The organism is Winogradskyella eximia (assembly GCF_003386165.1).
Classification (GTDB): domain Bacteria; phylum Bacteroidota; class Bacteroidia; order Flavobacteriales; family Flavobacteriaceae; genus Winogradskyella; species Winogradskyella eximia.
Window position 1 is genome coordinate 556161 of the sequence record NZ_QRDV01000001.1, and the last position, 13715, is coordinate 569875.

At 31.3% G+C, this 13715-nt stretch carries 12 protein-coding genes; 11 read left to right on the plus strand and 1 reads right to left on the minus strand.

Annotated features, from left to right (window positions below; translation table 11 throughout):
* Window positions 1-105: 105 nt before the first annotated feature.
* The 11 genes from DFQ10_RS02460 to DFQ10_RS02510 all read left to right on the plus strand — a co-directional run bounded on the left by DFQ10_RS02460 (window position 106) and on the right by DFQ10_RS02510 (window position 11520).
* On the plus strand, window positions 106-516 hold the full coding sequence (locus DFQ10_RS02460; protein ID WP_115815844.1) for a response regulator: 411 nt from the start codon (window positions 106-108) through the stop codon (window positions 514-516).
* Window positions 516-1055, plus strand: a complete 540-nt coding sequence (locus tag DFQ10_RS02465; RefSeq protein WP_115815845.1) for a heme NO-binding domain-containing protein — start codon at window positions 516-518, stop codon at window positions 1053-1055. Before DFQ10_RS02460 ends, DFQ10_RS02465 begins: the two co-directional genes overlap by 1 nt.
* Complete coding sequence (locus DFQ10_RS02470; RefSeq protein ID WP_115815846.1) at window positions 1055-3013, plus strand: PAS domain-containing sensor histidine kinase; 1959 nt, start codon at window positions 1055-1057, stop codon at window positions 3011-3013. Before DFQ10_RS02465 ends, DFQ10_RS02470 begins: the two co-directional genes overlap by 1 nt.
* A gap of 2 nt (window positions 3014-3015) precedes the next feature.
* Window positions 3016-4149: an FIST signal transduction protein gene (locus DFQ10_RS02475; protein ID WP_115815847.1), complete on the plus strand. Its 1134-nt coding sequence runs from the start codon at window positions 3016-3018 to the stop codon at window positions 4147-4149.
* The gene (locus DFQ10_RS02480) at window positions 4149-5213 is read left to right on the plus strand and encodes a sensor histidine kinase (protein WP_115815848.1); all 1065 of its coding nucleotides are present in this window, start codon (window positions 4149-4151) and stop codon (window positions 5211-5213) included. The genes DFQ10_RS02475 and DFQ10_RS02480 overlap by 1 nt, the downstream gene beginning before the upstream one ends.
* On the plus strand, window positions 5200-5517 hold the full coding sequence (locus DFQ10_RS02485; protein ID WP_115815849.1) for an Hpt domain-containing protein: 318 nt from the start codon (window positions 5200-5202) through the stop codon (window positions 5515-5517). Before DFQ10_RS02480 ends, DFQ10_RS02485 begins: the two co-directional genes overlap by 14 nt.
* A 10-nt stretch (window positions 5518-5527) precedes the next feature.
* Window positions 5528-6238 carry a LytR/AlgR family response regulator transcription factor gene (locus tag DFQ10_RS02490; RefSeq protein ID WP_115815850.1) on the plus strand — a complete coding sequence of 237 codons (711 nt, stop codon included), beginning with the start codon at window positions 5528-5530 and terminating at the stop codon, window positions 6236-6238.
* 423 nt (window positions 6239-6661) lie between these two features.
* Window positions 6662-7159 carry a CAP domain-containing protein gene (locus DFQ10_RS02495; RefSeq protein WP_115815851.1) on the plus strand — a complete coding sequence of 166 codons (498 nt, stop codon included), beginning with the start codon at window positions 6662-6664 and terminating at the stop codon, window positions 7157-7159.
* A 266-nt stretch (window positions 7160-7425) separates the two neighbouring features.
* Complete coding sequence (locus DFQ10_RS02500) at window positions 7426-10026, plus strand: T9SS type A sorting domain-containing protein (protein WP_115815852.1); 2601 nt, start codon at window positions 7426-7428, stop codon at window positions 10024-10026.
* 180 nt (window positions 10027-10206) lie between these two features.
* Window positions 10207-10749: a TlpA disulfide reductase family protein gene (locus tag DFQ10_RS02505; RefSeq protein ID WP_245940588.1), complete on the plus strand. Its 543-nt coding sequence runs from the start codon at window positions 10207-10209 to the stop codon at window positions 10747-10749.
* 6 nt (window positions 10750-10755) lie between these two features.
* Window positions 10756-11520, plus strand: a complete 765-nt coding sequence (locus DFQ10_RS02510; protein WP_245940591.1) for a thioredoxin family protein — start codon at window positions 10756-10758, stop codon at window positions 11518-11520.
* Window positions 11521-11598: 78 nt separating this feature from the next.
* Here the strand turns inward: DFQ10_RS02510 and DFQ10_RS02515 are convergent, their stop codons facing one another.
* A complete protein-coding gene (locus tag DFQ10_RS02515; protein ID WP_115815853.1) occupies window positions 11599-13662 on the minus strand; it encodes a tetratricopeptide repeat protein in 2064 nt (687 codons plus the stop codon).
* Between the last annotated feature and the right edge of the window lie 53 nt (window positions 13663-13715).

The following is a 13715-nucleotide window of genomic DNA, read 5'->3' on the forward strand; positions in this document are numbered from 1 at the left end:
ACACTTATCTACTATCCGTCGACACTAAATTACAATTAGCCGAATTAAAAAATTGTTGTTCTATAATTCAACTAATTTGGCTCGATAAACACAAAGCAGCTATTAATGAAAACCCTAAACATTTTACTGATAGAAGACGATATGATTGAAGTTATGAAGTTAAATAGAACAATTTCTTCATTAAAACTTAATCATAAAATCATCGAAGCTAATAATGGAGAGGATGCACTTAAAATTTTAGAACAAAAAGACGTGCTTCCCGATATTATTTTATTAGATTTAAACATGCCAAAAATTAATGGTATAGAATTCTTAGGGATTTTAAAAAATGATGACACCCTAAAATATATTCCAACCATTATTTTAACAACTTCAAATAATCAAAAAGATTTGTTAGAATGTTACAAGATTGGTGTTGCTGGTTACGTTTTAAAACCTTTAAAGTATGAGGATTATGTAGCTAAAATAGAAAAATTATTGGCTTATTGGAGCATTAACGAATTAATAAAAGCATAATGAAAGGAATTGTTTTTACAGAGTTTTTAGAACTCGTTGAAGATAAATTTGGTTTAGAAATGGTTGATAGAATCATTTCGAGTTCAGAGTTAGCATCCGATGGTATTTATACTTCTGTCGGTACCTATAGCTTTTCTGAAATGCTACAATTACTTCAACATTTAAGTGAAAACACAGGTATTTCTATTGATAATTTATTGTTAGTATATGCTGAACATTTTTTTAGTGTTATAGAAAAAAGTTACCCAGGACTTTTAGCAACTTATAAAGATCCTATTGAAATGATTTCGTCAATTGAAAATCATATTCATGTAGAGGTTAGAAAAATCTATCCAGATGCAGAATTGCCAACCTTTGAGGTGATTGAAAAAACCAAAGATCATCTCGTAATGGATTACACATCTAGCAGAGCAATGCATCACTTTGGACTTGGATTAATGAATAAAACATTCGAACATTTTAATTCTACAGCAACTATAGAATTAGAAAAAATAAAAGAGGACGGTACTCAGGTAAGATTCGTAATTAATAGAAATTAATGAGTCAAGAACAAGTTGAAATACTACAACGTGCTCTAACAAGAGAAAAAAATGCCCGAAAAGCTGCTGAAAAAATTCTTGAAGAAAAATCAAGAGAACTCTACTTCACTTCCCAAAAACTTGAAAATTTATTAGACGAGAAATCATCAGAATTACAAGGTGTCTTTGAAAACATAGTAGATGCTTATGTGGTTATAGATCTTAACGGAAATATTTTAAAGTTTAATGAAGCGGCTACAAAATTATTTGGTTATGATATTGACCGAGAAGAAGTTAAAATAGCGAAACTTATTTATAAAGATGATTTTCAATATGCTGTAGACTGTTTCAATAATTTGCAAACTACTGGCTTTTTTAAGGATTATGAAACGAGAGTTTACACAAAATCTAAAGAAGTAAAATGGGTACATGTCAATGGTAGTGTTGTTTTTGATAAGAACAATAAACCAATTGCAGCGCAAGGTATTGTTAGAGATATTACAGAAGAAAGAGCATCGGCAGAAAGGTTAATAGAATCAGAAAATAGACTGTCTACATTAATTTTAAATTTAGACAGTGGTATTGTTTTAGAAGATGAAAACAGAAATATTGTTTTAACCAACAATAAGTTTTGTGAACTTTTTAAAATTAATGCTCAACCTGCTGATTTGCATGGTAAGGATTGTGTAACATCAGCAGAACAGAATAAAGTTTTATTTAAAGATCCGGAAGGATTCTTAAAACGAATGAGTGAAATTGATGACGCAAAAGAATTAGTCATTGGAGATGAACTTGAAATGATTGATGGTACAATTTTAGAGCGTAATTACATGCCTATTACTATTGGCGAAAAGTCTAAAGGTTTTCTATGGACCTTTACAGATGTAACTTTAAAACGTACGTATCGTAAAAGTTTAGAGGCTCAAAAACAGAAATATTACAGCATTATAGCCAATATGCATTTAGGTTTGGTAGAGGTTAATACTAATGACGAAATCTTAATGATTAACCAAAGCTTCTCAGAAATGTCTGGTTACTCTGAAGAAGAATTATTAGGCAAACGTGGTGGAGAAATTTTTCCTGTAGAAGGTGGTTCTGAAATTATTTCTATTGAAAACGAGAAACGAAAAAAGGGTGAGTCTAATTCATACGAAATTAAAGTAAATACCAAGCAAGGAGATATTAGATATTGGCTTATTAGTGGAGCACCAAACTACGATATTAATGGTAATGTTGTTGGGTCTATTGGTGTACATTTAGATATTACAGAATTAAAAGCTTTAGAACTTCAAAAAGAAAAATTACTTCTAAAATTAGAGAAAAGTAATGATGAATTGCAAGAATATGCACATATCGTTTCTCACGATTTAAAATCGCCATTACGCAGTATAGATGCCCTAGTCAGTTGGTTAAAAGAGGACAATAAAGGAATATTAGATGAGACAAGTCTTAAAAACTTTGGACTTATTGAAGCTACACTCGAAAAAATGGAGCAACTTATCTCTGATGTGTTAGAATACTCAAGTGTAGGAACAGATACCAATTTAAAAGCTGAGGTAGACCTAAATAAAATGTTTAGCGACCTAACAACTATTCTTTATATTCCTGAGCACATTACAGTTAAAGCATTAAATCAATTACCTGTTATTACTGGTGATGCAACTAAATTGCAGCAGTTGTTTCAGAATTTAATTAGCAACGCTGTAAAGTTTATTGATAAAGAAGTTGGCCTAGTTATCATTGATTTTGAAGATTTAAAAAGTCATTACAAATTCTCAATAAAAGATAATGGAATAGGTATAGATAAGCAGTTCCATGATAAAATATTTAAAATATTTCACGCTTTAAATAAAAGCAAAGATTCTACAGGCATTGGATTATCGATAGTTAAGAAAATTGTCGATTTACATGAAGGTCAAATTTGGTTAGAAAGTGAGCCAAACGTAGGTACAACATTCTATTTTACCCTTAAAAAATAATAATGAAAACAGTACAATTAGTAAAGCACCAAAATAAAGATTGGGCTTTTGTTGGTGAAAATCAAAAGTTAATAAAACCCTTAGTTTTAGTTTTTGGTAATAGACTTTTATTAGAAAATCCATCTATTTACCAAGAAATACAAGGACTGTTTCCAGATGGCGAAATTGTTTTTGGTTCTGCATGTGCTGAAATTTCTTCGAGAACTGTGAATGAAAATAGCATTACTATAACTGCTATGGAATTTGAGAAAAGTGAATTTGTAATTAAAACGAGTAATGTTTTAAATACCGATTTAGATAGTTTTAAAACAGGAAATGATCTTATTAAACAATTCCCGAAAGAAGGCTTAAAATATGTATTTGTAGTCTCAGAAGGTAGCTTTATCAATGGTAGTCAGCTTACTCAAGGTATGAGCACGTTTAATAACGGAAATTTGTTAATCACAGGAGGATTATGTGGTGACGATACACGTTTTGAGAAAACATTAGCATCTTATAACGAAAATCCAAAAGAAGGAGAAATAGTGGCTATTGGTTTTTATGGAGAAACTTTAGAAATTACGTTTTCAATTCATGGTGGCTGGACGCCTTTTGGTCCAGAGCGTACCGTTACAAAATCAGAAGGAAATACACTCTATGAGTTAGATGGTTTACCAGCTTTAGATTTATACAAAACCTATTTAGGGGAAAAAGCAAAAGATTTACCTGGAGCTGCATTATTGTATCCTTTAAATGTGAAATCTGAAGATGAAGAACAATCCATAGTACGATCTATTCTAAATATAAATGAAGAAGATCACTCGGTTATTTTAGCTGGTGATATTAAGCAAAATTCTAAAGTGCAATTGATGATGACCAACGTCGATAACATTGCAAACGCATCAGAACGTGCAGCAAAACAAGCTTTAGAGTTTAGGCAAAACAAGCCAGAAGTGGCATTGTTAATCAGTTGTATTGGTAGAAAATTAGTGCTAGATCAGCGTGTAGAAGAAGAGATTGATGAAGTCATAGAAATTCTTGGTGAGGGTACAACCGTAAGTGGATTTTATTCCTACGGAGAAATAGCACCATTCCATGGAGAAATGGCATGTCAGTTGCACAACCAAACAATGACCATAACATTAATCAGTGAATAATGAATTCATTACTTAAACGTCAACTGCGTAAGTATTTAAGTGAAGAATTAAAATCTAGCGAAGAATTAAAAACGTTTCTTGCCGCTATAGATAGCTCGTACAATAATTTTGACGAGCAATCCGCAATGATTCAAAGAGCTATGTCCATTAGCTCAGATGAGTTATATAGTGCCAATAGAAAATTACAAGAAGAAGCAAAAGAACAAAAAGAATTAATTGATAAATTAAAAGACGTTATCAATACGCTTAAGTTTTATAACTTAAAAGAAGATGAAAAAGCGGATGCTGTTGAATTAAAAAGTACAGATTTAGTTGATTTTATTGATAATCAAACCAAAGAGATTATTGAAATGAATAAGCAAAAAGAATCGCTTTTAAACGAATTGGCACATCAAAACCAGGAGCTTAGCGATTATGCGCATATGGTCTCTCACGATTTAAAATCGCCACTTAGAAGTATAGATACATTAACGGCTTGGTTAAAAGAGGACTACAAAGATGCTTTTGATGCTAATGGTGAAAAAACATTAAGCCTTATAAGAACTAATGTAGAGAAAATGGATACCTTAATTAATGGTATTTTAGAGTATTCTACAATTGGTAAGAATCAGATAGATGTTTACGATGTAAACTTGAATAATCTCATTAATAATATTGTGAGTATCTTACAAGTGCCTGAAAATATTAGTGTTATCAAAACTGATTTGCCTATAATTAGAGGTGATAAATACAGATTACAACAGTTGTTTCAAAATCTTATTGGCAATGCCATTGCTTATAATGACAAAGCCCAAGGTAAAATAGAAATCGGATTTACGGATAAGAATATTTTTTGGGAATTTTACGTTAAAGATAACGGAAAAGGTATTGAAGATGTATACTTCGAAAAAATATTTAAAACCTTTGAAAAGCTAGAAAATAATGGAGAATCAACAGGTATTGGTTTATCTATAGTTAAGAAAATAGTAAATTTATACGGTGGAACAATTTGGTTAACTTCAAAACCAAATGAAGGCACAACATTTTATTTTACATTAAAAAAACAACCCAATGGAACAGCCTAATTTATCTTATATTAATAGTATGTCTGGTGGTGACAAAGCTTTTGAACAAAAGTTAATAGACATCATAAAAACAGAGTTTCCAGAAGAAAAAGAGGTGTATTTTACCAATGTTAAAGCTAATAACTATAAACTTACAGCAGAGAACGTTCATAAACTTAAACATAAAATTAGTATTTTAGGCCTCGAGAAAAGTTATGAGACTGCAGTAGCATTCGAAAATAATTTGCTAGAGGGAAGTACTGAACTTCAAGATGAATTCGAATCTATACTAACGATCATGACTAATTATTTACAACAGCTATAATTAGGATGACATGAATTGTATTATTATTGATGATGAAGCAACAGCAAGAGCAATCATAGGCCAGCTATGTTCGCAAGTCAGTAGCTTAAATGTATTAGAGGATTTTCCAAATGCAATGCAAGCCATAAAATATTTAAATCAGAATGATATTGATTTAATATTTTTAGACATACACATGCCAGATTTTACAGGATTTGATTTTATAGACACCATTAAAAATCCACCAAAAATTATCCTTACAACATCAGATCCTAATTTTGCTATTCAAGCATTTGGGTATGACTGTATTGTAGATTACTTAGTAAAGCCTATTACACCAGAACGCTTTAAAAAAGCTATTGATAAAGCAGAGGCCATAAAGTCAGTGGTAACAGAAACTAAGGCTTCTAGCCAAGTAGAAACAAGTTCTGGTAATGATTTGTATGTTAATATTGATAGACGATTAATTAAAATAGACATTCCAAGTATCTATTTAGTTGAAGCTAAAGGTGATTACATTCAAGTAAAAACGGATGATAAAAACTATACAGTTCATTCTACACTAAAGAAAATTGAAGATAAGCTTCCAGACGATTTATTTCTAAAAATTCATCGTTCATATATTATCAACGTCGATAAAATTATTGATATCGAAGATAATAGCGTGCTTATTAAAAAAGATGTGATTCCGGTAAGTCGTTCTAATAGACCTGAGTTGATGAAGCGCCTCAACTTACTTTAAGTATTTAACATTTTACAATATCAGTTTTAATAATTTGTTTTTCTTTTTTAAAGATAAATTTACCTCATTGAATTAACATAATTCAGAAGGGTTTACGACATCTATTATTTAGAAAAAAACCATGCGTCGATAGTTTACTGCTGTCCGTCGTTCCAAACTTATTATCTAACGAAAAAAGAAAATTTTAAGTTATAATAGCATGTAAATTTGCACTGTAAGACATGAAGGGGGAAACTCATGGATTAGTAATAAAGTGAAAGGCAAAAGAGAAATCTTTTGCCTTTTTTATTTGTAATAATACTGTGTAAATAGCTTGTCTTTAGTTAAATGCCATTCGTCGATACTTCTGAATGGTCTAATCGAATTTTAAAAAAATGAAGCGTTGATTCAAATAATTTTGTCTTGAAATTAATAACAACCCTCATGAAAAAATTATCTCAAGTAGTAGTCATTTTAGTATTAAGCATATCATTATTTTCTTGTTCAGTAGAAGATGATCTTTCAATTCCGGAAGCTTATAATTCAGAAAATATTATAGTGGAATACAATTCAATAGACTATGAAATTTTAGAGTTGATTAATGTTTATAGAACAACATTAAACCTAGAACCACTTGGTATATTAAACGAAGCTTCAAAAGAAGCCATTGCTCATAATCAATATATGATAAATACAGGAGCCGTAAGTCATGATTATTTCTACGCAAGATCTCAAAATCTAGTGGAAGCTGTAGAAGCAAAAAAGGTTTTAGAAAATGTTGGTTATGGTTTCTCTAATGCAGAATCTGTAGTTAATGCTTGGATAAATAGTGACAGTCATAGAGAAAATATAGAAGATTCTAATGTTACCGATTTCGGAATTTCAACTACTAAAGATGAAAACGGAAAATATTATTTCACAAACATATTTGTTAAACTGTAGAGAACTATTAGTAACCGTAGGTAATGATTTAATAATATCCCTTTAATTGATTACTGAATAACCCTTAATTATGATCTATAGTGTGAGGCAAAAGAGAAATCTTTTGCCTTTTTTTTATTTGTAAATAGATCACATAAAATACGGCAAAAACCATTCGTCGATAGTAATTGGTTAACTAACGTTGTATCGATGGAGTCAATCGAATATTCAATTTTAAGGTCTGATTATCAGGTAAATTTGTATCAGAATCTAATAAGAAACAGAAGATGAATACACTTTACACTTTAAAAAATCAATTACTATTGGTGGCTTTTACGCTATTTAGTTTAAGTAGTCAAGCACAAGATGTGCCATTTAATTGCGATTTTAATGCCTACTTATTTCAGTACAACGATGTGTATGCTATTGATTTAGCTTCTGGTAATTCTTATCAGGTTGCAGCAGATGTAACACCTGGAAGTATAAACGCTACAGCTTACAATCCTGCAGATGGTTTTATTTGGGGTTCATTAAGCACACCAGCAAAATCAATTGTTAGAATTGGAAAAGACTTTAGCACCACAACGTTTTACGTAGATGAGTTACCAACAAACGGTCGCTATGTAGGTGATGTAAGTTCTGAGGGTATTTATTATCTCAAAGCTGGTGGTACAACATACTACAAAATAGATTTAAACCCAGATTCTGATAATTATACGCAACACCAAGCCACTGAGAATTTATCTCAAAACATTAGTATTCACGATTGGGCTTTTAATGCAGTAGATAACCAAATTTATGCTGTTGAAAAAAGCACCAATATTTTATATCGTATCAATCCAGATAATGGAGTTGTAACAACCTTAGGTGAAGTTCCAGTGATATCTGGTTTAAGTTACACATATGGAGCTGTTTATTTTGATAATGAAGGTCGATTTTATATCTCAGCAAATCAAACAGGAACTATATATGTGATTCAAAATGTTCAAGATATTAATGATGTAAGCGATATAGATTCTAATTTATTTGCTTTTGGACCATCTAGTGCGAGTAATGACGGAGCACGTTGCCCAACAGCACCAGTGTTACAAGAAATTTGTGATAATGGAATTGACGATGATGGTGACGGACTTATAGATTGTGAAGATCCTTCTTGTTCAGGATTTGGAATGTGTGATGTTATTGTAGCACCAACATCGAGTTCTAATGCAGGTGGATTAGAAAGTAACAATAGATTATCTGAGCAGATTAATGCACGTAATTTTAAAAGAGCAAAAGCAGGTTATAAATTTGATGCTACAGTAGCGCCAAAAGCGGTAAAAGGATTCAACTACGCAAGTAGAAGTGCTAATTCAAATTTTACATTACAAGATTTTGTGCCGCTTGAATCTATAAATGAAGATGAAGCTGTAGAAGCGTCACCTTCAGATTTAATAGGCATTACTAATGCTACTGAAATCTATGCTGTAGATTACCTAAAAAACAATAGTGCTGTTGCTTCAGTTTTGGCTTTAAAAACTGAAAATGGAGTATACGAACATACCAAATACATTTGCGATCGTTTGTTAGGCGCTGAGCTCATCTCAGTATCTACTATAGATATTAACGACCAACAATTTATAAAATCGATAATTAAAAATGAAGATGGTACGTATGAGTTTGTATTAAGTTTATCTGCAAAAGTGGTAAATAACGACGCTAACTTTGCGATAGAGAGTCATTGGAATTTAGATCAGTATGAAGAAAATGTTACTTTTTATAACTTCCAGATTTGGTCTAATACTATAGATGATTTGTACATCTTAGGACAAGAAGTTTTAAACTTATTAAATATTGAAAAGCCAATTGTGAGTTATAACAACTCTACACCTCCTACCGTTTTTGTTAGAAAAGGAGCTTATACTAATGGTGGATTAGATCTACAGATTATAAATTCTAATGCAACAGAAACCATTTATTTAGATGCAGGTTATAGAACTACAGAAACCGAAGCCTTCGGAAATCTTAATTCTACAATTAACCTAAACGGAAACTACATTACCAATGTTAGAGTAGACACAGGAAATCTTTTTGATATTGGTTTTAGAATTGGTGATGGTATCGCAACACCAGACGATTTATTTATGTCAGATGGTCCATGGGGAATTGATGCTTCACGTGACGGAACTGACGTTAGTATGTATGAAGTGACTTCAAACACTTTTGATTTTGAAACGACAGATTTCCCAATAGAGCGTAACGTAGAATTAAGAGCAATAACGAACAGTTATGTGGATGCTTATAGAGCATTAACACCAAGATTTAAGGCTGTAGATGTTACAGATTACAATAGTTTTCAATTCACTGCAAAAGGTACAGGGAATTTAGAAATCACATTTGTAAAAGAAAGCATTACTAACTGGGAAGATCAGTATAAAACGACGATTCCATTAACAAATACATGGCAAGAATTTTCTATAGACATTGCAGATTTACAAAATAATACAACCAATACTGCAGAATTAAATGATGTAGTAACAATAGTATTCACTATGGTGGCTGAGAATGGAATATCTACTTCTAAGGTAATGAATATTAATCAACTACGATTCTCGCAGTCGAGCTCATTGTCCGTGGGTGATTTTGAAAATGAAGCAACAAAAGTGTCTGTCTACCCAAATCCAATGACAACACAAGCCACAATAAACTTCAGTGTAAACCAAAGCGAAACGATACAATTTGTAATGTATGATCAGTTAGGAAAGCAAGTACAACATAGAACATATAATGCTGTAACAGGTAAAAACAGCATCACCATAAACAGAGAGAACTTAAGCTCAGGCTTATATTTCTGTAAAATCGTTAGTAACCAGTATGAGTTTAAACCCTTAAAACTGATTATTAATTAAACCCTAAATTAATTCCTTATAGTAATAGGCAAAAGCGAAAGCTTTTGCCTATTCTTGTTTGTTATGGTTTTGTGTATTGAAAATCATTATCAAAAAAAATAGATACATTTCTTATAAAAATGAAACTGAAATTAAACCTTTTAAAATTTAATAAGTCTAATAGACTTATAGATTTAAACTGTGCAAAAAACTAAAGTTTTAAAGCAAAAAATACATCAGCAATTTTACATACTTCTAATAGTATGTTTTTGTTTTAGTTGTAAAAATGACAAAAAAGAGACAACAGAATTAAGTAACATTAATAAAACTATTGATGTCTACGATTTTGAAACTATAGAACCTCTTTTATATACAGACACCGATAAAACTTATATTGTTAACTTTTGGGCAATGTGGTGTGCGCCATGTGTTAAAGAGTTACCTTATATTGAGGCTTATGCTAAAAAGCATCCAGAGGACGAAATCCTTTTGGTAAGTATGGATTTTCCAAAAGAAATTGAAACCAAGTTAAAACCATTTTTAAAACAAAACGGCATAACATCTAAAGTCGTTTTATTAGATGATCCAGACTCAAATACTTGGATAGATAAAATAGATCCAAATTGGTCTGGAGCCATTCCTTTTACAATCATATTTAATAATAAAGAACGCGCTTTTTATGAGCGTTCATTTGAGAATTTAGAAGATTTAGAGAACCAAGTAAATAAAACCATTAAAAAATAAATTAAAATGAAAAGAGTAAGAATAGCATTATCTATGATTGCATTGTCAGCAGTTGTATTAGTAGGATGTAAAGACAAAGGGAATAATCAAGATACAGCTATAGGGCAAGAAAATCATAAACATGGACCAGAAGGTAAGCATCATGAAGGTGATCGTAAAGGTCCTCCACATGGAGGAGACAGAAAGGGACCACCAAAAGGAGGAAGTCCAGAACAAACAAAAACCTTAGAAGAAATTGGAGGTTATAAAATTGGAGAAGTAGCTACCGATTTTAATCTTAAAAATGTTGATGGTTCTATGGTGTCTTTAGCTAGTATAGAAAATGCTAAAGGGTACATTGTAACATTTACATGTAATGAATGTCCTTTTTCAAAGTTATATGAAGACCGTTTAATTGAACTACATAATACTTATGCACCACAAGGGTATTCGGTAATTGCAATCAATCCTAATAGTCCAGAAAACGAAAAGGAAGGTTATGCAGCAATGCAAGCTAGAGCGAAAGAGAAAGGATTTCCTTTTGCTTATTTAGTAGATGAAGGACAAAAAATATATCCACAGTATGGTGCGGTTAGAACTCCTCATGTGTTTTTATTAGATAAAGAGCGCAAAGTGCAATATATTGGAGCAATTGATGATAATTCTAAATCTCCAGAAGACGTAAAAGTGAAGTATGTGGAAGAAGCTATTAAAGCATTAGAAGCAGGCGAAAAACCAAGTCCAAATTTAACTAAAGCTATAGGTTGTCCTGTAAAAGCAGCAAGAGCTTAATAAGTAAATTTGTTTAATTTAAAGTATAAAAAAACACAAGCTATTGGCTTGTGTTTTTTCTTTTATAGAAAGTTCAATCTACTTTCTAAAAATCGCCTTTTTCATAAACTGCCATTTAAAACGCAACCCAATTTCAGTAAATGTAAATCCTGAAGCTGTTGCAGAAGCAATATTACTTCGTGTACCATAAACGTTTAATAAACTACGCTCTGAGAATTTGTATCCAAAAGCACCTTGTATTCTGTATGCAGTTATTTTAGGATCGTCCTCAATATATTGATAACCAAAAGCAGCAGTAGCATTGTAAAACCATTCTTTAGGTTTCGCGGCAGCTTCATCTTTAATTAAGTTTATAAATACCTCATAGGCATTAAACTTTTCTGGACTAAAATAAACCGTTGGTAACTGATCTTTAAATGTAATATATTGGTAATTAAAACCAACCTTAACAGATGGTTTTGGTAAAATATTATAATATAATGATGTAAATAATAAGTTCCTTTTATTGCCATCATTTTGAGAGGTGTGCATCAATTGTGTAAACCAACCTAAGTTAAAGTTAGTACCTAAATTGTAATTAGCATAATAATTATTTTGCACTAATTCTCGGTCTAATAAATCGGCATTAAAACTTTCAATTTGTCTTTTGTAGCCAATATCCAAAGTTTGTAGTTTAAAAGATTTAATATTAAATGAAAGATCTGTTAAGAGTTGTGTGTAATCATCAGATTCAGCTTTAGCAGAAGTCATACCTGCAGTTCCTTTAAATGTTATACTTGGTATAAATTTATAGGATAAACCTAGAGAAAGGTTATTTGAGGTTGCACTATTATCTGTAACTGTATTATTTGTGGTTCTGTAATTGTAGTTTCCTAATAAAGCAAACTTAGTTGATAATGGAAATATCACATTGCTGTTAAATGAAAAGGCTTTGTTGTCACCATTATCAAAGGTATGTGCAGCATTAGATTCTAAAGTAGGAGCGAAACTGTTGTTTAATTGGTTAATAAAATTAGTCGCATCTTTTTGCTTGTCGTAAAATTTTAAAGTGTTCTCTGCTGAGGTGTATGCTTCATCAGTATACCCAAGCGCTTTCAATACGTTTGCTTTTCCTAGGTTACCATCAAAAGAGGTGCTATCGTTTTCTAATATCTGGTTGTAATCCGTTAAACTCTTTTTAAAATTACTCTTATAGATATTTAAAGTAGCACGTAAAGCTAATACCCAGTTTTTGTTTGGATTTTCAATAATTAAAGTGTCAATGAGATTTTTGGCAGCTTTATATTTTTTATTCCATATTAGAGCTTGCGCATAACGTTCAGTAGTTTGTTTGGAGATGTTTTTGTCTGTGTTTTCATTAAGACTATTATAAGCTTCTTTACTAATACTTAAAGCTGTCTTTTCTTTTCCATTAAGATGTTCAACTAAAGCTAAACCATTTAGAGCAATAATTTTATGCTCTGGTTGTTCTGCTAACCTATTGTACATTGCTTTTGCGCTATCTAGTTTATTCCAAATTAAGTACAAATTAGCTAAGTTTAATAAGGTGTCTTTATCGTCACCATATAACTCAAGGTTTTTAGTTAAGAGCAATTCTGCTTTATCATAATTTTGAGCTTGTTGATTTTGGTAGGCATATCCTAAATAGATGTATTTTTTAGAAACCATAGCATTTGGGTTTCCTGGTGAAACGTCTAAAGCTTTATTTACCATAATTAAAGCATCCTCATATTCTTTTAAATTAGACAGTGTGTTTGCAAAACCTAATAAAGCAGCAAAACTCTTAGGGTTTTCTGTGACTAATCCTTTATAGTAAACTTTAGCATCTTTAAAATTGCTATTCCATAATAAAGACTCTCCATAATTTAGTTTTACTTCAAAATCATTTGGATAGTCTGCAAGTAAACCTGTAAACAATACGTTTGCTTCTGCTGCCTTTCCATTCAGTCCAATGGCACGACCATAACACAAACGTGCCGTCTTATTATTAGGGTGATCTTTTAATATGGTATTAAAAAACGTTTCTGCTTGTGCATACTTTCCGGTTTCTAAATAAGTAAAACCTTCTTTCATGTCTTGAGCTGTAATACTAAAAACGATTAAGAAAAAGCTAATATTAATAAGTGATTTCAAAGTGTTCATATCTGTTTCATTTTGCTTACTGCAAGTTACGGAGCATTAGTCCTCCATTCATC

Bases quoted from the DNA above. Each gene is read 5' to 3' on its own strand.
- DFQ10_RS02485 (WP_115815849.1), top strand. From the start codon at position 5,200: ATGGAACAGCCTAATTTATCTTATATTAATAGTATGTCTGGTGGTGAC.
- DFQ10_RS02490 (WP_115815850.1), top strand. From the start codon at position 5,528: ATGAATTGTATTATTATTGATGATGAAGCAACAGCAAGAGCAATCATA.
- DFQ10_RS02495 (WP_115815851.1), top strand. From the start codon at position 6,662: ATGAAAAAATTATCTCAAGTAGTAGTCATTTTAGTATTAAGCATATCA.
- DFQ10_RS02515 (WP_115815853.1), bottom strand. From the start codon at position 13,662: ATGAACACTTTGAAATCACTTATTAATATTAGCTTTTTCTTAATCGTT.
- DFQ10_RS02480 (WP_115815848.1), top strand. From the start codon at position 4,149: ATGAATTCATTACTTAAACGTCAACTGCGTAAGTATTTAAGTGAAGAA.
- DFQ10_RS02460 (WP_115815844.1), top strand. From the start codon at position 106: ATGAAAACCCTAAACATTTTACTGATAGAAGACGATATGATTGAAGTT.
- DFQ10_RS02470 (WP_115815846.1), top strand. From the start codon at position 1,055: ATGAGTCAAGAACAAGTTGAAATACTACAACGTGCTCTAACAAGAGAA.
- DFQ10_RS02510 (WP_245940591.1), top strand. From the start codon at position 10,756: ATGAAAAGAGTAAGAATAGCATTATCTATGATTGCATTGTCAGCAGTT.
- DFQ10_RS02500 (WP_115815852.1), top strand. From the start codon at position 7,426: ATGAATACACTTTACACTTTAAAAAATCAATTACTATTGGTGGCTTTT.
- DFQ10_RS02465 (WP_115815845.1), top strand. From the start codon at position 516: ATGAAAGGAATTGTTTTTACAGAGTTTTTAGAACTCGTTGAAGATAAA.
- DFQ10_RS02475 (WP_115815847.1), top strand. From the start codon at position 3,016: ATGAAAACAGTACAATTAGTAAAGCACCAAAATAAAGATTGGGCTTTT.